The following is a 21684-nucleotide window of genomic DNA, read 5'->3' on the forward strand; positions in this document are numbered from 1 at the left end:
CGCAACGCGTGAAACGAAACTGATTAACCTTACCGGCTTGCGGGGCGTCGTGAAAGTGTCTGCAGCCATTTTATCATCTTGCATAATTGTTCCCTGTTAACTGTCATGGTCAGGTCATATCTGACATGTTCAGTACAAAGAAACCGCCGGCGGGCATTTTGTGACAAAAAAAGTAAAAAAAAAGGGCAACCAGATGGTTGCCCGAAACGCTCAACAGAGCACGTACACATGAAATGCCCCCGCTGCGGGGGCCGTCTTACCGCTTTAACTAAAGTGGTGGACCCGGTTATCTTTCCGCTGCATCGTTTTGTTTATCCTGCCAAAATTGCCGGCGGCAGCGGAAAAGTTAAAAAAATCATCAGCAGGATCAATCCGACAAGAAACCTGACTACCCTTGCCTCTTTTTCAAGGGCAAAGCAATGAGGGCATCCGGTCCGGTTTTTGTCAGACATCACTGCATTTCCTTCTTATTTACTCGTCCCGCACCATGGGATACGACACGCCCAGCTGTTCCAGATAGGTGTCGTACTTTTCAGGATCGTAGTAGAACTTACGCATTTCACCGCGATACTGCTTCATGATGTTTTCGTTGAGATTAATTTGCGGCTCATCGCCGTCACGGAGTAAAGACTGATACTTCACGTCTTTGGTCTGCACGTTATCGAAATAGTCCTGCATCTGCGGCAACAGTGCCGGATCAGTGAATAAATCGACCATCGTCATAGCATGTGCTTTCGCGCCGGCAATAATACCTTTATGGGCAATAGGCGTTGCCATCGATACCGCGTTGGCCCAGTTGTGACCCGGCAGATTAGGAATGTTCGACGGATACAACATAAAGATTGTCGGCACAGTCCAGGCGATATCGCCCACATCATCAGAACCACCGCCAGTGAGTTTTTCCAGCGGAGGCGGCTCAAAAATAGGCATCACTTTATCCGGCAGGCCGGTAACTTCTGAGCCAATTTCTTTTTGCAGCGCTTTCGCTAACGTCTGATCATCTTCCGACCATTCAGGCATGCCTATTTTCTTGATATTCTCATAGGCAGCCAGCGCCAGCGGCTTGTTGAAATGGCCCGGCCATGCGGTGCCCATTACCACAGAGTCCCAACTGGTGTTGGTCATCAGTGCCGCACCTTCCGCCATTTTATCGCCGACTTCCCACAGCGCTTTAATATGGGGGTAGTCCATTTCACGGAAGTAATACCAGGCAGTTGCTTTGGGTGGTACAACATTCGGCTGGTCGCCACCATCCACAATGACCGAGTGCGTACGCTGGGCAATCCGCAAGTGCTCGCGGCGGTAGTTCATGCCAACGCTCATCAGCTCAACCGCATCCAGCGCACTGCGTCCGCGCCAGGGAGAGCCCGCACTGTGAGCAGATTCACCGTAAAAATTATATTTAACTGACACCAGGCCGGAAAAAAACGGATTACCGTAGAAAGTACCGAAGCCGCTGCCCACATGGGAATACAACACAGCATCCACATCATCAAAATAGCCATCGCGGACATAGTACGCTTTGGTAGCCAGTTGCTCTTCAGCAACGCCCGGCCAGAGTACGATGGTGCCTTCAATGTTGTTTTTGATCATGTAATCTTTCATCGCCAGCGCAGCGATAATATTCACAACCTGACCGGAGTTATGACCTTCACCGTGACCGGGCGCACCTTCTATAATGGGATCGTGATAAGCCACACCGGGCTTCTGTGAAGCTTTGGGTATACCGTCAAGATCGGTGCCCAGCGCTATCACCGGTTTACCTGAACCCCATTTGGCATACCAGGCAGTAGGAATACCGGAAATGCCCTGCTCTACGTCAAAACCCTGCTCTGTCAGGAATTTAGTCAGATACGCCGAAGTTTCCGTTTCCTGAAAACCCAGCTCGCCAAAGCTGAAAATCATATCGTTCATGACCTGCGCCAGCTTGGCCTGTTTATCAACAGCACTCACCAGTTCTGTTTTCGCAGCATCCCGCTGCGCTTCTGTCAGCGTGGTGGCAGAGGCGGTCATCATCATGCCTGCAGATAATAGTGCCGCTGTCAGTGCATTACGGTAAAAACGTTTCATAATTACTCCTGAAAAAATCTGGCAGGCGGCAATACCGCCTGCATTCGTTATGACAGTTACTCGCGCACAGTGGGATAAGAAATACCCAGCTGTTCAAGGTACGTGTCGTACTTTTCAGGGTCGTAATAAAACTCAGACATATCGCCTTTAAACTCCGCCATAATGCCTTTATTCAGGTGCACTGCCGGTTGATCCTGTTCGCGCAACAACGGCGTGTAAGAAGCATCTTTGGTCTGCACGTTTTCGTAGTAATCACGGGCAGCATCCATCAGCGATTCATCGGTAAGCAGGTCAAATAAGGTCAGTGCCTGAGCTTTCGCACCTGCAACTACCCCTTTATGAGCAATTGGCGTTGCCATCGCTACAGCGTTAGACCAGTTGTGACCGGGCAAGTTAGGAATGTTTGCCGGGTAGCGCAGTGTAATGGTGGGCACCTGCCAGGAGATATCACCGATATCATCTGAGCCGCCTCCCATGTTTTTCTTGGGATCAGGTGGATCAGTGAGCTCATTAATTTCGGTATTCAGTCCTTCCGGCTCCACACCAATCTCTTTTTGCAACGCTTTGGCCAGCGCAATATCATCAGCCGACCACTCTGGCATACCTACCAGTTTGATATTCTCATAAGCGTCTTCCGCAATGGCTTTATTCATGTGCTGCGGCCAGGCAGAACCCAGAACAACAGAGTCCCAGGTAGTGTTTGACATCAATGACGCCCCTTCTGCCATTTTGTCACCGATTTCCCACAGGGATTTAATATGGGGATAGTCGGTTTCACGGAAGAAATACCAGCGACTCGCTTTTGGTGGTACAACGTTTGGCTGGTCGCCGCCGTCAACCACGATAGAGTGCGTACGCTGTGACAGACGTAAGTGCTCACGGCGATAGCTCATACCCACTTCCATTAACTCCACAGCATCCAGCGCACTGCGGCCACGCCAGGGTGAACCGGCACTGTGAGCGGATTCACCGTAGAAGTTGTACTGAACAGAAATCAGGCCATTACCACGGCCGCCGCCCCAGCTTGTGCCAAAACCGTTAGATACATGTGAGAACAACACGGCGTCGACATCTTTAAAGTAGCCGTCACGAACATAATAGGCTTTAGTACCCAGCTGCTCTTCCGCTACGCCCGGCCATACCTTAATGGTGCCTTTCAGGCCATGTTCTTCCATAAACTCTTTCACGGCCAGAATGGCAATGATATTTACCACCTGACCTGAGTTATGCCCTTCACCGTGGCCCGGCGCACCTTCGATAATTGGATCGTGGTAAGCCACACCGGGTTTCTGTGACGCTTTAGGAATACCGTCAATGTCAGATCCCAGTGCAATGACCGGTTCACCTTCACCCCAGGTTGCCATCCAGGCGGTTGGGATGCCGGAAATCCCCTGCTCGACAGTAAACCCATTTTCCTTCAGCAGGTCGGTTAAATACTTAGAGGTCTGGAATTCCTGAAAGCCAAGCTCACCAAAGCTGAAAATCATATCGTTCATGATTTGCGCCTGTTTGGCTTTACCGTCAATGGCTTTAATTAACGCTTTTTTCGCATCCATGCGCTCATTCTGCGACATGCCGGTGGCAGCATCTGCTGCCAGCGACAATCCCGCCAGAGAAAGTCCGATTAGCGCACTTGTCATGCTTCTTTTAAACATTCTGTTTTCCTTTTTCATTGCGGGCATTGATTACATGTTCACACGGAAGCCAATTTTGAATTCGCGGCCAAGTACATCATATAAAGAACGGTTTGTTGCCAGATAGCCCGGACGGTTCTCAGACCCCTGATAAGCCGGATAAGTAACAACCGCAGGATCGGTATTGAACAGATTCTTAATTTGCAGATAGAGCTCAAAGTCACCGGTGTTGTCAAAGCTGAATGTTTTTGACGCGTAGGCATCGAAGAACACTTTGCTGGCTACAGTATTGTCATTAATGGTGTAGTAAGGCGCGCTGCTTACCGGACAATCTGTCGAACACTCGATGTATGCATTGCTCAACGTGCCTTCACTGATGCCACGGGCAGTTAAATCAAAACGCATGTCGTCCAGGTCGTAAGTGACAGAAGCACGGAACTTCCAGTCCGGCGTTGAGCCTGCGTTTGAGCCGGCTTCATCAATGGCGGTAGTACCGTCATCGGTGATGGCTTCAAGGTAATTGGTGGCCAGGAAGCGCAGTTTTACGTCCCCTGGAATACCACTGTACAGATCGCCCATAGCGAAGCGGTAAGTCACATCGTAGTCCACACCTTTCGCGGACATGGAGTTCAGGTTGTCGTACAGCAGGTTAATGGTTTGCAGCGTACCGGACTCGTCGTAAATCATGTTGTCGCAGTACTTCTGAACGCCGTACTCAACACAGTATTCAGCGGTAGTATCTGCTGTGACATAGCCGATAACGCCGTCAACTTCCACCTCGTAGTAATCGATGGTTGCTGAGAATCCTTCCAGGAAACCTGGGCGTAACACCACACCTAAGCCAAAGGAATCCGCCTCTTCCGGAGATACATTAGGGTTCCCCTGAAGGTTCTGCACCATAGGCACAGAAGCGCCGTTGATGGTGACCGAGTTAGAGCGTGCCGTACCTGCGGCATAAAGCTCAGACAAGTTTGGTGCACGAATATCTTTTGACTTGGTGATACGGAAAGTCGCATCGTCAATTGGCGACCAGGTGAAGCCGGTTTTCCAGGTGGTCACACCGCCGGAGGTACTGTAATCGGTATAACGTACAGCGCCGTTGAAATCTAAATCTTCAATAACCGGCACCAGGGCTTCCAGGTAAGCTTCTTTTACATTGTAAGAACCTTCGGTCACTTTATAGTTACCGTACTTCCAGCCTGATGAATATTCCTCATCGACCGAGCCATCCATTTCTTCTTTACGGTACTCAGCACCGAAAGCCAGAGAAATGGGGCCCGCCCAACCGTCGATATCGGATGTACTGAAGTTAATTGCCGCAACGTCCTGGATAAACTCCTGTTTACGACGCGGCTGGCCCAGTACATAAGCCAGTGCTTCTTCGCTTGCAACGCCAACACCCATCCTGTTCAGCGGTACACAGCCATTTGTAGGATCAGTCAGCGTAGAACGACACACAATATTACCGGTATCCGGGTCAACCACAGCATCTGTCGCCAGAGATAAACGGGAGGTATTGTAGGTCGGTGTCATATGTTCGTCGGTATTAGTTTTACCGTGCTGGTAATACACATCCCACAGGAAGTACTTGTCAGACAGTGCAAATTCACCTTTTGCCCCGCCAACAATACGGGTGGTATCACGTTTGTTATTCGAACCTGATGCCGGCATATCCACGTTACTGGTATTCAAAGAGAAACTGTCCAGTCCCAGGGTAGCCATTTGAGTAGCCACAGACTCAGGCAGATACGCATTGTCCGCGTAAATGGTCACACCTTTCGTGGTGGGATTAATGTAGTAACTTAAGCCTTCATACTCGGCGTAAGAACCTTGCAGGAACACTTCGGTTTCACCGAACATCCAGCTTAACCGTCCAAACAGGTTTTTCCTGTCGAGGTCTGCTGCCAGAGAGTTTGTGCCGAGCATACCCGACGTGGTGTATTCCCAGTCGCCGCCCTGCATCCATTGTCCGGATGTTGCGCCGGTTGCCAGTTGACCTGTCGCACCGTCAACACCGAAGTATGTGCCGGCCAGCGGGCCTGACGCAATTAAACCGCCCGGGGTGTAGTTGGAAATACCGATACCGCTGCCGGTATAGAAATACGGCGCGCCTTCAGACGTGTCCGGATTGATCATCGCTACGTTGCCCTGCTCGGCATAGTCGCGGGTGGTATAGTGAATGCCGTTAGCACGGAAAACCTCACCACTGAGTAGCAGGTGGCCATCGCCGTTGCCCAGTTCCGACCCGTAAGTCAGTACGATTTTGCTGTTTTCACGGTCGCCGTAAGTCGTTTCGCCGTATTCCACCTGCGATTTAAAACCGGTGTACTCTTTATCAAGAATGAAGTTCACCACCCCGGAGATGGCATCAGAACCGTAAACAGAAGAGGCACCGCCGGTAACGATTTCTACGCGCTTGATCAGCGATTGAGGGAATGTGTTTGTGTCGACCTGACCGGTTGACGCTGATACCACAGATCGCTGACCATCAAATAGTACCAGTGTACGGCCAGTTCCCAGTGCCCGCAGGTTTAATGCGGCAATACCGGAAGCACCGTTACTCAGTGAACCGGAACTGGTTGAGGCTGTGGAACTGCCTGATACCGACGGCATGGTGTTGACAAAGTCAGCCACACTGTTTGGTGCGAAGGTATTAATATCTTCTTCAGACATTGACGCAACCGGTGTAGGCGTATCGTAACCGTCACGGGAAACCCGTGAACCTGTCACCTGAATGGACTCAACTTTTTGTTCTTCTGCTGCCGGTACAGACGTTTCGCTTTCCTGTGCGAAGGCCTGGGATGACAAACTGCTCGCAATCGCTACCGCCAGATAGAGTTTTCGGGTGGGGAATGGGGTGTTCACCTTCATATGTGTATCTCCTGTTTAAGCTGTGCTTGCTTTCAACTGCTGATTATTTGAGGTGCGTCCGACTACAGAACTGGCGCGGTTTATTTTTCAGCTTTACTCAGTAAATGTGCTTGTTGCAGGAGAGGTATTGCACATGCCGTACCTAAAACATTGATTTAAGTAATTTTTATCAGAGAATAATTATTCGCATGGAATTTTTAACAAGGGAATAAAGATTTATATTCGTAAATTCAGCGCGTTACGAACATAAGAAAGACTTATTTACAAACGATCAACATATAAGTTTTATAAATATTGTCACTTATGCAGAAATTAAAAATGTTTATGCACATAAAAATGCATAAAAAATTCTTATGTGCAAATTAGCTTACTTTATACTAAAGAATAATTCGCACTCATTTGATGCACCGGCGATGAAATTGCGCAGGAGGCAAAGTTGTACTGATACACTGTAACATCCAGCTTATTTTAGGATGATTATCCCAACAAACATTAAAAATAGGGATTAATTTAACAAAGCGAGCGTTAATACTGCGTTGAAATACAGAATTAAAAGGAGGAAATACTGACACCTTTGATCGTATAACCCGTCAAATTGTGTCAGTAACGTGGTACTGGAAGGTAAATAAAGCATCCGCACTGTGCATAGTTATTCAAATTAATGATTCTTTTGCACCATTTTGGGATTCGTAGATAAGAGAGAAATCAGCTCAGGTAAGTCCTTTTAAGCTATTCGGTTACCGCGTGCCGAAAATTTTATCGCCGGCATCCCCAAGTCCGGGCAGGATGTAACCCTTCTCGTTCAGCCGCTCATCTATGGATGCCGTATAAATATCAACATCCGGGTGCACTTTCTGAACAGCATCAATCCCTTCGGGAGCAGCAACCAGAAATAACCCCATGATGTGCTCACACCCTTTCTGTTTCAGCAAATCGATAGTCGCGATGAGCGTGCCCCCGGTGGCCAGCATGGGGTCGACAATCAACGCGGTCCGGGCATCAATATCTTTTACGACTTTGTCGAAATAAGGTACCGGCTCAAGGGTTTCCTCGTCCCGGTATAACCCCACCACGCTGATACGGGCATTCGGGATTAACTGTAATACCCCGTCCAGCATACCCAGACCAGCGCGCAGAATAGGGACGATAGTGATTTTCTTTCCTTTGATCTGTTCAACATTGAGTTTCTCACCGGTCCACCCTTCGATTTGTGCTGTTTCTGTGGGCAAGTCACGTGTGGCCTCGTAAGTCAGCAGATTGCCTACTTCACTGGCTAATTCACGAAAATCTTTACTCGAGACCGACGCTTCTCTCATCAGACCGATTTTATGCTGAATTAACGGGTGCTTGATTTCATGAACAGCCATGACGTGCTCCTGAGTAAGATTATGATGGATAAAAGGCATCATGCGTGTCCCTTGAGAACACGCATAACAGTTAGCCGGATAATGGCACTAACTGGCTGGTTTTTGAATGATAAAAATAATGTCGTTGTAATGCCAGGCCAGTTTATTGCCTGACAGTTTACTGATCATTTGTGCCACTACACGAACAATCTTATCTTTTTTGGCCCGCTTTCGCAGGTAATTATTCTTCCCCATTTCTTTGCATAGCATGAGCTGGTGCTTTGCGCAGAAAGCCTTGATACCGGAGCGGGACAACTGAGGGTCGTAAACAATAGGATAAGGGATGTGACCGGGCTTACCGGCATGCTTTTTACCTTTTATATATCTGTAATAGGCAACATGGAGCCAGTGCGGAGTATGGCGGGCAAGAAAACCGTACACCGTGTCACGGTCCGGCACCTTAATCACGACAACGCCTCCCGGTTTCAGCCACAAGGCGAAGTTCTCCAGTACTTTATCGATATTCTCGATATGTTCGAGCACGTAAGAAGTATAAATAACGTCGAAATGTGCCGCCGGTAAAGATAGGGCGCGCAAATCGCCGGTGATGATATTCTGCAAATCGCCGTGAATTTGCTGCCTCAGAGCCAGTGCAGCCTCATCAATGTCAACGCCGGTGATATGACGGGGGATCCCTTCCAACTTAAGAGGCCATTTTTGCCCGCAGCCGGCTTCCAGTATTTTAAGTTCACCGGTATTGCCTGCGACTTCACGAATATGCGCCTCAATAACAGCGGTTTCTTCCCTGGTGTTTTTAACGAGCTTAATGCTATCCATTGCGATCCTGAGGGGGTAGATGATTTCATCCAAAACTGAGTGAACCGGGCCGGGTAAACGGTCACCTGAATGTTTACCTGTTTACACTGCTACGGAGTTCCAGATTACACAGTTCAATAAAAATTTAAATACGCGCTACCCTGCTATCTGCGACTTTCAGCGAAATATCACCAAAAACGCAAATATAGCGACAGCCTATACCTTGTCAAAAAATACCAATTTTACTTTGGCCTGTCTTCCGCCTCAAAATCGCAACAACCTGTTAACAACGAATTCTGCTCAATTGCCTATGTCTGCTTATATTTTGCCACTATGCTTTCTTATCCTCTCACTGCCTGCCGTGGCGGCACAAAAACTTATACCGCAAAACCCGGCTTACCGTGTGATCGTCGATAATGACTTTGCCGGCGATCCGGATGGTCTGGCAGCCCTCGCCCATCAACTACTGGCGCCGAAAACAACCGTACCACTGATCACCGTAACCGGCACGGATCCAAACCTGGCCCGCCTGACACACGGTAACAAGGATACTGCTGTCATTGGCAAAAGCCGTGCAGAACATTTACTCACGCTACTGAAAACAGAAGGCCCTGCCGTGGCAGCCGGCCACGATTATATTCAGCGGGAGAAACACAACAAACCGTCTGATGCAGCCAAAGCCATCGTGGCTGAGGCCATGAAAGATAGTCCCCTGCCTTTGCTGTTTACCTGTGGAGGACCGCTGACAAATCTGGCTGAAGCACTGAAACTGGCGCCGGCAATTGCAGAGAAGATGACGGTTATCTGGATAGGCGGCGCTGACTACCCTTCCGGTGGTCCCGAATATAACCTGAGTACAGATCTGGCAGCAGCAAAATATGTACTGGAGCAGTCCGGCGTACCGGTATGGCAGATACCGGTTTCAACGTACCGTCAGATGCAATACTCCGTAGCAGAAATGCAGGCAGATTTTCTGCCCGTCTCACCGGTCAGCAGATGGCTATACAGTTTGTACACAGACTTGCCGGCGTTCGTACAGTTAGGAGGCACACTGACCATGGGCGATCATCCACTTGTGCTACTCTCGGCACTGAGCACAGAAAGCAGCCACTTTGAAACGCTTCCGGCCAGAACCATTTCTGCAGACGGTCATTACGGCGATGAGATTGCAGGAAGACAAATCCGGGTATTCAGCGGGGTCGACGCCAGACTCACGTTCGCCGATTTTATTGCCAGGTTAAAGATAGCAGCAACGGACAATTAGCTTCACCGGAGACTTTCGCAAGTTAGTCGTTAAAGCTTTGCATTCCTGTTCCTCTGTTGGGTAGCTTAGGCAGATTACGCTGTGGCGCACAACCACGTCGCCACAGCGCATCTGCACACACAACAAGAAAAGAAGGGAACTATGAAAAAGGGCTTTAAGAAACACGCTATTTTGCTCGGTCTGTCTTTATTTGCGACCCAGTCCATGGCAGCACTTTCAGATAAAGAGCAGCAACTCGCTGACTACATCGATAAAACTAATCCCGCAGCCCTCAAGTTGCTTGAAGATATCGTCAATATTAACAGCGGCACGATGAATTTTGCCGGTGTAAAAAAAGTAGCCGATGTTCTTATTCCTGAATTCAAAGCACTGGGGTTTGATGCCCGTTTTGAAGACGGTTCGGCATTTGGCCGCGCCGGACATCTGGTCGCAGAACTGAATGGCGGAACGGGCCCAAAAATGCTGCTTATCGGACATCTGGATACGGTATTCGAACCGGACAGCCCGTTTCAGACTTTCGAAAAAATCAGCGACACACAGGCACGGGGCCCCGGCATTGCTGATATGAAAGGCGGCGATGTGGTTATTTTGCAAGCCCTGCGGGCCTTACATGATGCCGGTGAGCTGAAAAATATGAATATTCTGGTGGTTATGACCGGTGATGAAGAACTGAGTGGCCGCCCGCTGGAATTGTCGAAAAAGGCTCTGACCGACGGTGCAAAATGGGCTGATATTGCAATCGGGTTTGAAAATGGTGACGGTAACCCCGCCACAGCAAACATTTCACGCCGTGGCTCTATCGACTGGACACTCACTGTTACAGGCGTTCCCTCTCATTCCTCTCAAATCTTTAAAGATAACGTGGGTGCCGGTTCTATTTATGAAGCTTCGCGTATTTTAAACACCTTCTATACGGATCTGCGCAGCGAAGAACTGCTGACGTATAATCCCGGCCGTATCATGGGCGGAACAGCCGTCACCCACGACCGCAAAGCAAACAGCGGCACCACCTTTGGCAAGAACAACGTAGTGGCTGAAACCACCATTGTCACCGGGGACATCCGCGCTATTTCGGAAGACCAGGTTAACCGCGTGAAAGATAAAATGCGGGAAATCGTCGCGGCATCCCTGCCAAAAACCCAAAGTACCATTGAATTTGGTGAGGGATATCCTGCTCTGGCACCAACAGACGGTAACAAAGCCCTGCTGGAAATTTACAGCAATGTCAGTGAAGATTTAGGTCAGGGTAAAGTGGCACCGGTCAACCCGCTGAATGCCGGCGCTGCCGATGTATCTTTCACCTCAGCATACGTTGAAATGGCCATTGACGGACTGGGCATGAGCGGTTCTGCGGGTCATACTGTGAATGAAACCGGCAACCTTGAAGCACTGCCTTCTCAGTCCAAGCGGGCAGCCATTTTACTGTACCGCCTGAAACAGCAATAAAAACAGAAGTCACAATAATACAAAGGGCGCGGTTACAGCGCCCGTTTAACAACAAAAAGACAGAGGAAATACTATGAAACTTCGTCGTTCCGTCTCCGCACTGGCACTGGTGCTCGGCGTATCAGCAACACTGGCCATTCCCCCTGCGCTGGCCGCAGATCAAGCAGTTGAAACCAAACGCAGCATTCCGGTTGAATCCGCCACCGTAACCAAACATAAAACCACCATCCGCGGCGAGAAAGTCAGTTATACGGCCACTGCCGGTATGCAACCGGTGTGGGATGAAGAGGGAAACCCCACCGCCACTTTGCAATATACTTATTATCAAAGGGATGACGTAAAAGATACTGCCACACGCCCGCTGGTGATCAGTTTTAACGGTGGTCCGGGTTCCGCTTCCGTGTGGATGCACATCGCCTATACCGGCCCGAAAGTACTGAATATCGACGAAGAGGGCTATCCCTTACAACCTTACGGCGTGAAGACCAATCCCTACTCCATTCTGGATGTGGCGGACATCGTTTATGTGAATCCGGTGAATACAGGATACAGCCGCGTATTGCCTGACGCTGAAGGCAAAATGCCGTCAAAAGAGCAGCAAAAATCTCAATTCTTTGGCGTTAATGCCGATGTGAAATATCTGGCAGAGTGGATCAATACATTTGTTTCCCGTCAGAGCCGCTGGCGCTCACCTAAATACCTGATTGGCGAAAGCTATGGCACAACCCGGGTGTCCGGACTGGCGCTGGCGCTGCAGGAACAGCAATGGATGTACCTGAACGGCGTGATTCTGGTCTCTCCTACAGAATTAGGCATTAACCGCGACGGACCGGTAGAAGCCGCTAACCGCCTGCCCTATTTTGCTGCCGCAGCGTGGTTTCACAAAAAACTGGCGGCTGAATACCAGAACAAAGATCTTGAAGCGTTTCTTCCGGAAGTCGAAACCTGGACGCTGAATACCCTTTTACCGGCACTGGCAAAAGGCGCATGGATCGACGAGTCCGAAAAGCAGCAGGTTATTAAGCAATTTGCCGCGTATTCCGGTTTAAGCGCACAGGAAATTGCACAAAGTAATCTGGACGTCAGCACCTGGTATTTCTGGAAAGCTCTGCTCCGTGATGAAGGTAAAACCATTGGCCGGCTGGACAGTCGTTACCTGGGTATTGATGAAAAAGAGCTGGGTGACGGGCCGGACTACAATGCTGAACTGACATCCTGGCTGCATTCTTTTACACCGGCGATTAACGACTATCTGCGCAACGATCTGAAGTTTGTGACTGACACCAAATACAATATGTTTGGTCCTGTGCATCCCTGGGATCGTGAGAACAATCACACCGGTAAAGATTTACGTCAGGCCATGGCAACAAATCCGTACCTGAACGTGATGATTCAGTCGGGTTATTACGACGGCGCCACCAATTACTTTGATGCCAAATACACCATGACCCAGTTAGACCCAAGCGGCAAAATGAAAGACCGTCTGCGCTTTAAAGGTTATCGCAGTGGCCATATGATGTATTTACGATATGAAGATTTGAAAACCGCCAACGATGACATCCGGACATTTATCAGCGACAGCCTGCCGGCTAAAGACCAAGCAGCAAAATACGACCGCTGAGACAACTGTGCAGCCATTCCTTAACAGGAATGGCTGTTATTCACTACACCTCAGATGAACTATCTCGCTCACCTTTTTCTTGCCCGTCCCACACCCGACTCCTGTTTTGGCAACCTGCTGGGAGATTTTCAGAAAGGACTGGATACCACCTCACTGCCAGCTCCGGTTTATATTGCCCTGCGTAATCACATGGCCGTAGATAAATTTACTGACAGTCACCCCTGGGTACGGGACATTAAGAAAACATTCAGCCCTGCAAGGCGGCGGTTTGCCGGCATAACCCTGGACGTGTTATTCGATCACTTTTTGATTTGCCACTGGAAGCAATTTTCAAGGCAGCCGTTTGATGACTTCTGTGGCGACAGATACCGCCTGCTGGGTCAGCGGACCGGACAAATGCCACCTCGCATGCAGCAGGTTACCGGCAGTATGATTACTAATCGCTGGCTGGATGTGTATGCCTCACTGGACGGGGTGAACATGGCACTGAACCGCACTGCATCCCGCATACGGTTTAAACACCGGTTTGAAAACAGTCTTGAGGAAATATTGCCGGTCTACGACACCTTACTTGCAGATTTTCCGGCATTTTTTGAAGCGCTCAGAAAACACATAAAAGAAAAGGGCCCGGAGGCCCTTCACTTCGATAACGTCTGAGGTTTAATTCTCAGGCAGAGTGATATTCAGTTCCAGTACACTGCAGTCGTCACTGTTTTCCAGTTGCACCGATACATCATCATCAGCAATTTGCACATATTTGCGGATAACTTGCAGAATTTCCTGCTGCATCATTGGCAGGTAATCCGGTTGAGAACGTTTACGGCGCTCATGGGCGACGATGATCTGCAAGCGTTCCTTGGCTACTGCGGCAGTGTTAGGCTTACCTTTTTTCAGCAGATAATCGAAAATACCCATTATTTACCTCCCAGCAGTCGCTTAAAGAAACCTTTCTTTTGAACGTCCAGGAAGCGGTGTTCTACCGTTTCGCCCAGCAGTCTGCGAACCGCGTCAGAGTATGCCTGACCGGCATTCGATTCATCATCAAGGATGACCGGTGTACCCTGGTTAGACGCTTTCAGAACCGCCTCAGACTCCGGAATAACACCGAGCAGCGGAACGGCCAGAATTTCTTCCACGTCAGCAACACTCAGCATTTCTGCGGTGGCAACACGTTGCGGATTATAACGGGTCAACAACAAGTGCTCTTTCACTGATTTACCCTGTTCTGCACGCATAGATTTGCTCTGCAAAATACCCAGGATACGGTCAGAATCCCGCACTGAAGAGACTTCCGGGTTGGTAACCACGATAGCTTCATCAGCAAAGTAAAGTGCCATTTGCGCGCCCTGCTCAATACCTGCCGGCGAATCACAAATGATAAAGTCATAATCTTCGGATAAATCGTTAAGTACCTTCTGGACACCTTCCATTGTCAGTGCATCTTTGTCTCTGGTCTGAGACGCAGGCAGGATGTACAGGTTGTCGGTACGTTTGTCTTTAATCAGTGCCTGATTCAGCGTGGCTTCTTTATTAATTACATTAACAAAGTCATACACCACACGTCGCTCGCAGCCCATGATCAGATCAAGATTTCGTAAACCCACATCGAAATCTATCACCACGGTTTTATGTCCGGCCAGTGCCAGACCTGTAGCAATGGCGGCGCTGGACGTTGTTTTGCCAACCCCACCCTTTCCTGAAGTTACTACAATAATTTTAGCCATTTACTATTCCCCAATAGCGTCTGCACTGCGTTAGGTTAATGCTTCTATAAGAAGTGCATCTGCATCTAAATATGCCTGCGCTGGTTGCTTCCAGCACTTATTTTGTATGTTTTCCTGCATCACGAATCTGCCGGCGATAGATACCAGCTCAGCTTCCATGTTCTGGCAAAAAATTCGTGCTTCAGTATTACCTTTTACACCCGCCAGCGCGCGACCGCGCAGGGTACCGTAGACGTGAATATTTCCGTCCGCCAGGATTTCAGCCCCTTCACTTACGGCACCCAGAATCACCAGATCACTGCCATCCGCATACACCTGTTGCCCGGAGCGTACAGGGCGGGCAACAATTTTTGCCGGCTTAAGTACTTCTGTGGTTTTGGTAATTGTTACGGTTTCAGTGACCGGCTCAGGCGTCTGCTCCGGTTCCGGCTCGGCGGGTTTTGCTTCTGTCAGTGAACGCTCACTTAACTTACTCTGACTGATATCAGCCAGACCCAGATCGTTTATCGTCGCTTTTAACCCGTCGGTTTCACCCTTTATCGCCATCGGCTGTAGCTGATGACGGCGGCATAAAGCAACCAGCAACTCGAACTCTGTTGCCGACATTGTAGCGTTGAGATGGAGAATAAGCGAAGAACGGGTGAAAAAATGTGGCGCACTGGCTATTTTCGCCGCCAGTTGCGTGTCAAATTCATCCGGTTCGAAATGAAGGACTTCCAGTACAATACTGGTAAGCGTGGTGCCTTTCATACGAAAGCACTGTTGTGACATGAAGCGCATCCTGAATTATCGTTATTATCCCGCTGCAAGCCAGAAATGACGAGGCGGTGACAGATTGCACAACTCTATCAAATTCCCGTTCTACGGCAATACAAACTCCGGGAAAAATACGATAAACGGACAAAAAAACGCCAAAAATAGCAAATAAGTCCGTGCAACCACCATGAAGAGTGGCTGCACAGGCTATTTTAGTCTTCCTGACGGTTGTCCGGGAAGAGATAGTGACAAAGCCGGTTTGCACACTCAGATGCACTGGCTACAACCGCGAAACGCTCTTTGGAAGGCAATTCGTCCAGCCAGTTACCAATACGCTGAACACTGGTCTGGCATGGCTTTCTGTCGAGACCAAAGCGTGCTGACAAATTCGACGTGGCGACTTCTGTTACCAGTGTGGAATAGGCGTCGTACTGCACCGGGTTCAGCAAATGTCGTCCCACATCCAGCCGTTTCTGATGACCGGCCCAGCGGATCAGTAACGGTAAGATGGCCTGATACCAGGCTTCGGTGACATGCTTGGCATACAGTCCGGTTTCAGGCGGCATTTCGATATAATCTTCCTGCGGGTGGAAACGGGGCTCGTCACCTTCCCTGACATCCACATTCAATTTGTCTATCCGGTTCTTCAATGTGGATAAGGGTTCAACGAATCCTTCTTCGTAGGGCATGCCTTTGTAATCCACCAGCTCACTGGCATTGTATACCAGTGAAATACGGCGACCTTTCTGCGCAGCCCCTTCATCGCCCTCTCCCCACGACAATTCTGCCGACGGCATGGAATAGTAATGAAATACCGGTGACGGCCTCGCATCTTTGCGTAATTTAAAGCCCTGTTTCTTCCACTGAATTTTAGTGCCCCACAAATTACTGGTATAACCGTAGGTCCGTGACGTCAGCGACAACATGACCCAGGTCAGCATGGAGGTATAAGGCACTTTTGAGCGGATATTAAAATGAGCTACCGGTTCAGGTTGTTCTATCCAGCGCAAAATACAGTCGTCATCTCTGGCGATTAAATCAGCCAGAATATCCTGATAGCGGGTTTCATCCAGATCCCAGCTGTCATTGTTTAACAGCACAACATCAGCAAGCGTCTGACAACTTCCTACCGGATGGCGCCGCAAGAAATAATGTAAGCTCTTTGCGGAACTCACGTCTTTACGGACAATGTCCAGATCGTTGATATACACCACCCAGAAATGCAGCTCTTTCAGTAGTGTCTGCATTTCACTGCGGGTGACGCCTTCCCACTTTCCCGGTGCCTGTAAGTCAAAAATTTTACTCACCGGTGTATCACTGTATGCACCCGAAATCTTTTTCAGAATGTCCTGATAAGACAGACCCAGCCATTCTTCAATGTCTGCAATCTGCTTACTTATCTCACTTAAGTTCGCCACGCTGGCGTCCAGGCTCCGGTCATTGCCTAAAAAATGGATTGGCCGGTTACTGGTCGCCGTTTGTTCGACGAAGCGTCTGAAAGGATCACGGCCATTGTATTTCGCAGACAGCCGCAATAATGTTTTCGGACTGCTTCCCGTTGCAAGGGAACATTCCAGTTGCAACGGGTAACTGTTTCGAAACTGCGATAATGTCAACATGGGCTACATCCTTCTTTATCTTCTCTTCAGGCATTGATGCACGATGTTCCACCGGGAACGGTCGTTTTCCTGATATGGCCGGAGTGTAGCCAGACCCTTATGGGTGTTCGATATACAAAATGATAATCAGATGTAGATACTAATAAGTACGCATACCCGTTTTTTTGCGGGAAAACCGGTGGTTTCCGGTGGCTTTCTGAAGCGCAGAAATGAGAAAGGCCGGGACAAGCCCGGCCTCAACCAAATGCAAAGCAATGTTTTTAATGCTATTTTTTCGACTCCACCCACTTTTCAACATCGCTTTTCACCATTGCCATGGGTCGCGCACCGGGCAGTAGCACAACATCATGAAACTCTCTAATGTCATATTTGTCACCTAATGCATTCCTTGCTTCTTTTTCCAGTTTGACAAAGGTGAGCATGCCCAACTTATACCCAAGTGCCTGACCCGGCCACGCCATGTAACGCTCGATTTCAGGCACAACATCAGATAAAGATGTACCGGTAGTTTTATGGAAATAATCAATCGCCTGTTCTCTGGTCCAGTGCTTGTGATGCAGGCCGGTATCAACAACAAGGCGCACCGCACGGTACAATTCAGCCTGCAGACGTCCTAAATCGCCTAGCGGATCATCGTCGTACATACCCATATACTCAGCAGCAACGTATTCAGAGTAGAGTGCCCAGCCTTCAACATACGCGTTATAAGGCGCGTTTTGACGCATCAGACCAATGTCTTCCTGCGCCATGTTCAGCGCGATCTGGAAATGGTGCCCCGGCACGGCTTCGTGATAAGTCAGCGTCTTCAGGCCGAATTTCGGCACCGCTTCCATATCACGTAAGTTTATCCAGTAAATCCCGGGACGTGCGCCATCCAGGGAAGGCGGCGAGTAAAAACCGCCCGCTTCACCCGCTTCCGAAACCGGTGGAATACGGCGCACTTCGACAGCCTGCTCCGGAATAGTGCCGTAGAATGAAGGCGCTTTTGCCATCACTGCATCAATTTCATCATTCAGATAGTCCAGCAGCGCACCACGCCCTTCGTCCGTGGCATCAAATACCTGACCAGGCAAGCCGGCAAGGGCAATCATCCGCTCACCTACCGTTCCTTCACTGTAGCCATTTTCTTTCAGAATGGTGTCCATCTGCGCTGAAATCCGGTCAACTTCATCAAGACCGGTCTGATGAATTTCATCTGCCGTCCACACAGAATCGCCAAGGAAGCGGATTTCATGAGCATAAAACTCATCGCCCCCCGGTTGCGCCCAGATACCGTCACTTTTACTTGCATGTTCTTCGCTCTCAAGCACCGCATCGCGGGCACGGTTCCACGCCGGATAAACAACCGTTGTCACCAGTTCGGTTGCCTTTGCTACCAGCGCTTCACGATGCTTATCATCAATGCCTTCTGCTTGTGTGAGCTTTTCTGCAAAGGTTTTCACCAGTTCATGATCTGCAGGTTCACTGGCGAGAAAATTATTGAAAAAGGCGATGGTCTTCGGATGCAGCTTTTTAGGTAAAACGATGCCCTTCGCTTCATCAGCTTTAAACTTAGCCACAACGCCGTCAGCGAACTCACCCATTTTCTCCAGGCGGCTGATATAAGCGTCAGCTTCCTGTTCATTGCTTACAGATTGTTGTACCTGCATAAGCTTTGGCATGTCGATTAACGGGCCGGATATCTGGTTAATGATATAAGGCAGATGACCGCCCCAGGTATCAATGTAGCCGGCAGGGAAACGGGTATCGCCGGTGTAGTAATCAAAGATATTAATCAGAATATTGCGGTGTGTCTGCGCCTCTGGCGTCAGTCCTGCCGGGTCAATGTCTTTAAGGGCCGCAGAACCTTCTGCCATGCTTTTTTGCAGCGCTGCCATCCCTTTTGCAGTGTAGTCTGGAAACTTATCGTTGTACGGACCACCAGCCTGCTCCGGCGTCAATGCCAGCATCGTTGACAAAGCCGGTTGTTGTGTCAGAAACGCAGTCGTGTAAGTGTTGGCCGTTTCGGACAATGCCAATTCTGCTGCTTGTTTTTGAGCAGCGGTGACGCCGGTAGTTCCGGTTGCCGGAGTCTGAGATTCATTACAACCGGCAAGCAGGCCCGCTGCCAGTAATGCTGTGTACACAGGTGTGAGTTTCATGGTTTCTCCCGTTTATAGTTATTCTGTCTATTGTGACTGATCACCCTGCCACTTACTGTGCAGTTGATCTCAAAGGATTATTAAGTCAGCGTAATCACGCCTTATTGTGTGTCAGATCAGGCAAAGTGACAGAGTCCCCGGATAAGACAGGAAAAGAGAACAGAATTTGAAACCTACCCTGTAAACTTTCAAAATATTTCCAAGGTAATTTCAGAAATAATAAACAGTAATGAAGGCATCAGTCCGGATGAAATCCGCCCGGGCTTTTCAGGTAGCATGTATTACAGAAGACTGGCAGAGGGAATTATTTTGGCCACACCATTGGACAATGAGGTACGGTAAACAGAATGTTTACCACTACGACAACCTCAAAGTCAGGCCGGTCAGAATAACCGGTTGGAGGAAGGAAGATCAGGCGATACGTAAAGCTGCCTTACTTTTTACAGGTTGAGGAAAGGGATGGCTTGAATCAAGGATCAAACGGCTGCCATCATTAAAATCATAGGCGGTAAGCGTATCAGACAGAGATTCACACCTGGCACATGTGCGGAAACAATGTAGCCAGATGTGTGATTGTTCAACACGTAACGCCTGATCGGCAAGGGTCGGACGGATAACAGGAATACTCATTTTTACTCTCCGGGTAGAATCCTATTCTTTCGTCTCACTGCCTGCGAAAGATCACATCATAGAAAAGATTTATTTACCTAATTTATTGCCACTGGACAATCCCTGTTCCGGAACTAGGGCTCCTTATAAATTAACAAAAACCGACAGCTCAATTTTTGATCTATCTCAAGAAAGATTTCAAGAGTAATGATAGATTTTTTCAGTGATAGTTCGAGATTAAATTCTTCCCTGGATCTAACCGGAAGTTATATCAAATGCAGAATTTCACAAAATAGCGTAAAGCCGGTGCGGGATTGCGGTCAGTGTGGGCTGGTGCTGTAGCAACAAAAAAATTTTTAGCCTCTGACGATTGATGTGGAAAGCCGGTTTCGCGCTGCTATATTTGATACGTACAGTCAGATTGCCCCGTGAAAAAACTGCTTAGCCAATACAGCCAACGGCACGGTTAAAGCATGAGAGCAAGGTGTCAACGCCTTCCTCCCAAAGTAGCAGTCAGCATCAGGTAACTAGTGCCAAAGTAGGATTTTTTTCCCAAAAGTCGTTTTCTATAATGATTGCGAATGTTAAATCATCGTTAATAAAAACAGGAGCCGCACCATGTGGACTAAGCCTCAATATACTGAAATGCGTTTAGGTTTTGAAGTTACTCTGTACATCAAAAACCGTTAACAGCCCTGCAAAGACTGGCTGTTGATATCAGTAGCAGGTCTTTGATGTGGTGCCGGTGACATTCAGCGTTGCTGACTGACACCCTGATGAAAGGTTGCCACTGGCAGCCTTTTTTATTCCTCTTATATAACGCTAAGACGGTAAAGGTGAAGTATGCAAATTCTCGTTTTAGGTTCCGGTGCAGGTGGTGGGTTTCCCCAGTGGAATTGTCACTGCAAAAACTGCAAAGGGTTACGGCAGAATTCAATAAATGCGTCTGCCCGCACGCAGTCAAGCATAGCGGTTTCTTCCAACGGCACAGACTGGGTGCTGATCAACGCGTCTCCCGACCTGCGCCAGCAAATCAATCAAACACCTCAACTGTGGCCGGCGGACCCTGAGCAGCAGCGCGGCACATCTATCCGTTCTATTGTGCTTACCGACAGTCAGATTGATCACACAACCGGATTACTGACGCTGCGGGAAGGTTTGCCGCTGCCGGTATATTGTACTGACGTGGTCTATGAAGATTTAACCGGTGCATTTCCGCTGTTCACCATGCTTAAACACTGGCATGGCGGGCTTCAGCGCCACGGAATTGATACAGAGTACGACAGTGCTTTTACACCTGAAGGTGCTGATGGTCTTCGTTTTCATCCTGTTGTGCTGGCTTCAAATGCCCCGCCGTATTCCTCATACCGGGATAACATTGTGCCGGGCAACAATATCGGTCTGCATATAGAAGATACCCGTTCCGGCAAATCAGTTTTCTATGCTCCCGGCTGTGTTCAGGCAAATCCGCTGGTAGAGAGTATGCTGGATAAAGCGGATTGTGTGTTGTTTGACGGCACCTTATGGCTTGACGATGAAATGATTCAAAACGGATTCAGTAACCGTCTGGGAACGCAGATGGGCCATATGCCGGTAAATGGTGAAGACGGTGCAGTTGCCCTGCTGAACCGGTTCAACATAGAGCGCAAGGTACTTATCCATATTAATAATACAAATCCGGTGCTGGATGAAGACTCACCGGCTCACCAATACCTCGAAGACAATCATATTGAGCTTGCTTACGATGGCATGCACATTACGCTTTAA

General features: G+C 49.0%; 17 protein-coding genes. 6 read left to right on the forward strand and 11 right to left on the reverse strand.

What is annotated here, in order from left to right; translation table 11 throughout:
- Window positions 1-471: 471 nt before the first annotated feature.
- The 5 genes from AC4PME_RS03645 to AC4PME_RS03665 all read right to left on the reverse strand — a co-directional run bounded on the left by AC4PME_RS03645 (window position 472) and on the right by AC4PME_RS03665 (window position 8758).
- Window positions 472-2070 carry a peptidase dimerization domain-containing protein gene (locus AC4PME_RS03645; protein WP_491044954.1) on the reverse strand — a complete coding sequence of 533 codons (1599 nt, stop codon included), beginning with the start codon at window positions 2068-2070 and terminating at the stop codon, window positions 472-474.
- A gap of 56 nt (window positions 2071-2126) precedes the next feature.
- Window positions 2127-3725 (reverse strand): M20/M25/M40 family metallo-hydrolase, encoded by a 1599-nt coding sequence (locus AC4PME_RS03650; protein WP_119502083.1) that lies wholly within the window; start codon window positions 3723-3725, stop codon window positions 2127-2129.
- A gap of 30 nt (window positions 3726-3755) precedes the next feature.
- A complete protein-coding gene (locus tag AC4PME_RS03655; RefSeq protein WP_491044955.1) occupies window positions 3756-6575 on the reverse strand; it encodes a TonB-dependent receptor plug domain-containing protein in 2820 nt (939 codons plus the stop codon).
- Window positions 6576-7312: 737 nt separating this feature from the next.
- A complete protein-coding gene (gene upp / locus AC4PME_RS03660) occupies window positions 7313-7942 on the reverse strand; it encodes a uracil phosphoribosyltransferase (RefSeq protein WP_491044956.1) in 630 nt (209 codons plus the stop codon).
- Window positions 7943-8029: 87 nt separating this feature from the next.
- Window positions 8030-8758 (reverse strand): class I SAM-dependent methyltransferase, encoded by a 729-nt coding sequence (locus tag AC4PME_RS03665; RefSeq protein ID WP_119502086.1) that lies wholly within the window; start codon window positions 8756-8758, stop codon window positions 8030-8032.
- A gap of 289 nt (window positions 8759-9047) precedes the next feature.
- Here AC4PME_RS03665 and AC4PME_RS03670 point away from each other — a divergent pair, with 289 nt between their 5' ends.
- The 4 genes from AC4PME_RS03670 to AC4PME_RS03685 all read left to right on the forward strand — a co-directional run bounded on the left by AC4PME_RS03670 (window position 9048) and on the right by AC4PME_RS03685 (window position 13725).
- Complete coding sequence (locus AC4PME_RS03670) at window positions 9048-10001, forward strand: nucleoside hydrolase (RefSeq protein WP_119503441.1); 954 nt, start codon at window positions 9048-9050, stop codon at window positions 9999-10001.
- A gap of 141 nt (window positions 10002-10142) precedes the next feature.
- A complete protein-coding gene (locus AC4PME_RS03675; RefSeq protein ID WP_119502087.1) occupies window positions 10143-11447 on the forward strand; it encodes a M20/M25/M40 family metallo-hydrolase in 1305 nt (434 codons plus the stop codon).
- Window positions 11448-11520: 73 nt separating this feature from the next.
- Window positions 11521-13068: a S10 family peptidase gene (locus AC4PME_RS03680; protein ID WP_491044957.1), complete on the forward strand. Its 1548-nt coding sequence runs from the start codon at window positions 11521-11523 to the stop codon at window positions 13066-13068.
- Window positions 13069-13122: 54 nt separating this feature from the next.
- Window positions 13123-13725: an acyl carrier protein phosphodiesterase gene (locus AC4PME_RS03685; protein WP_491044958.1), complete on the forward strand. Its 603-nt coding sequence runs from the start codon at window positions 13123-13125 to the stop codon at window positions 13723-13725.
- Between the two features lie 3 nt (window positions 13726-13728).
- Here AC4PME_RS03685 and minE read toward each other — a convergent pair whose 3' ends face one another.
- The 6 genes from minE to AC4PME_RS03715 all read right to left on the reverse strand — a co-directional run bounded on the left by minE (window position 13729) and on the right by AC4PME_RS03715 (window position 19938).
- Window positions 13729-13983, reverse strand: a complete 255-nt coding sequence (gene minE / locus AC4PME_RS03690) for a cell division topological specificity factor MinE (protein WP_119502090.1) — start codon at window positions 13981-13983, stop codon at window positions 13729-13731.
- A complete protein-coding gene (gene minD, locus AC4PME_RS03695; RefSeq protein WP_119502091.1) occupies window positions 13983-14792 on the reverse strand; it encodes a septum site-determining protein MinD in 810 nt (269 codons plus the stop codon). Before minD ends, minE begins: the two co-directional genes overlap by 1 nt.
- Window positions 14793-14822: 30 nt before the next feature.
- Window positions 14823-15563 (reverse strand): septum site-determining protein MinC, encoded by a 741-nt coding sequence (gene minC, locus AC4PME_RS03700; RefSeq protein ID WP_119502092.1) that lies wholly within the window; start codon window positions 15561-15563, stop codon window positions 14823-14825.
- Window positions 15564-15760: 197 nt separating this feature from the next.
- Complete coding sequence (locus AC4PME_RS03705; protein WP_491044959.1) at window positions 15761-17167, reverse strand: zincin-like metallopeptidase domain-containing protein; 1407 nt, start codon at window positions 17165-17167, stop codon at window positions 15761-15763.
- Between the two features lie 266 nt (window positions 17168-17433).
- Window positions 17434-19308 (reverse strand): DUF885 domain-containing protein, encoded by a 1875-nt coding sequence (locus tag AC4PME_RS03710; protein WP_491044960.1) that lies wholly within the window; start codon window positions 19306-19308, stop codon window positions 17434-17436.
- A 411-nt stretch (window positions 19309-19719) separates the two neighbouring features.
- Window positions 19720-19938, reverse strand: a complete 219-nt coding sequence (locus AC4PME_RS03715; RefSeq protein ID WP_119502095.1) for a hypothetical protein — start codon at window positions 19936-19938, stop codon at window positions 19720-19722.
- A gap of 597 nt (window positions 19939-20535) precedes the next feature.
- Between AC4PME_RS03715 and pqqA the strand changes: the two genes are divergently transcribed.
- Both pqqA and pqqB read left to right on the forward strand, forming a co-directional pair.
- Window positions 20536-20607, forward strand: a complete 72-nt coding sequence (pqqA, locus tag AC4PME_RS03720) for a pyrroloquinoline quinone precursor peptide PqqA (RefSeq protein ID WP_083273040.1) — start codon at window positions 20536-20538, stop codon at window positions 20605-20607.
- Window positions 20608-20760: 153 nt separating this feature from the next.
- A complete protein-coding gene (gene pqqB, locus AC4PME_RS03725; RefSeq protein WP_491044961.1) occupies window positions 20761-21684 on the forward strand; it encodes a pyrroloquinoline quinone biosynthesis protein PqqB in 924 nt (307 codons plus the stop codon).

It is taken from the genome of Alteromonas sp., assembly GCF_984505615.1.

What these genes read in the sequence shown, in the direction of transcription:
- AC4PME_RS03645 (WP_491044954.1), bottom strand. Translation starts at nt 2,070, where the DNA reads ATGAAACGTTTTTACCGTAATGCACTGACAGCGGCACTATTATCTGCA.
- AC4PME_RS03650 (WP_119502083.1), bottom strand. Translation starts at nt 3,725, where the DNA reads ATGTTTAAAAGAAGCATGACAAGTGCGCTAATCGGACTTTCTCTGGCG.
- AC4PME_RS03655 (WP_491044955.1), bottom strand. Translation starts at nt 6,575, where the DNA reads ATGAAGGTGAACACCCCATTCCCCACCCGAAAACTCTATCTGGCGGTA.
- upp (WP_491044956.1), bottom strand. Translation starts at nt 7,942, where the DNA reads ATGGCTGTTCATGAAATCAAGCACCCGTTAATTCAGCATAAAATCGGT.
- AC4PME_RS03665 (WP_119502086.1), bottom strand. Translation starts at nt 8,758, where the DNA reads ATGGATAGCATTAAGCTCGTTAAAAACACCAGGGAAGAAACCGCTGTT.
- AC4PME_RS03670 (WP_119503441.1), top strand. Translation starts at nt 9,048, where the DNA reads ATGTCTGCTTATATTTTGCCACTATGCTTTCTTATCCTCTCACTGCCT.
- AC4PME_RS03675 (WP_119502087.1), top strand. Translation starts at nt 10,143, where the DNA reads ATGAAAAAGGGCTTTAAGAAACACGCTATTTTGCTCGGTCTGTCTTTA.
- AC4PME_RS03680 (WP_491044957.1), top strand. Translation starts at nt 11,521, where the DNA reads ATGAAACTTCGTCGTTCCGTCTCCGCACTGGCACTGGTGCTCGGCGTA.
- AC4PME_RS03685 (WP_491044958.1), top strand. Translation starts at nt 13,123, where the DNA reads ATGAACTATCTCGCTCACCTTTTTCTTGCCCGTCCCACACCCGACTCC.
- minE (WP_119502090.1), bottom strand. Translation starts at nt 13,983, where the DNA reads ATGGGTATTTTCGATTATCTGCTGAAAAAAGGTAAGCCTAACACTGCC.
- minD (WP_119502091.1), bottom strand. Translation starts at nt 14,792, where the DNA reads ATGGCTAAAATTATTGTAGTAACTTCAGGAAAGGGTGGGGTTGGCAAA.
- minC (WP_119502092.1), bottom strand. Translation starts at nt 15,563, where the DNA reads ATGTCACAACAGTGCTTTCGTATGAAAGGCACCACGCTTACCAGTATT.
- AC4PME_RS03705 (WP_491044959.1), bottom strand. Translation starts at nt 17,167, where the DNA reads ATGTTGACATTATCGCAGTTTCGAAACAGTTACCCGTTGCAACTGGAA.
- AC4PME_RS03710 (WP_491044960.1), bottom strand. Translation starts at nt 19,308, where the DNA reads ATGAAACTCACACCTGTGTACACAGCATTACTGGCAGCGGGCCTGCTT.
- AC4PME_RS03715 (WP_119502095.1), bottom strand. Translation starts at nt 19,938, where the DNA reads ATGAGTATTCCTGTTATCCGTCCGACCCTTGCCGATCAGGCGTTACGT.
- pqqB (WP_491044961.1), top strand. Translation starts at nt 20,761, where the DNA reads ATGCAAATTCTCGTTTTAGGTTCCGGTGCAGGTGGTGGGTTTCCCCAG.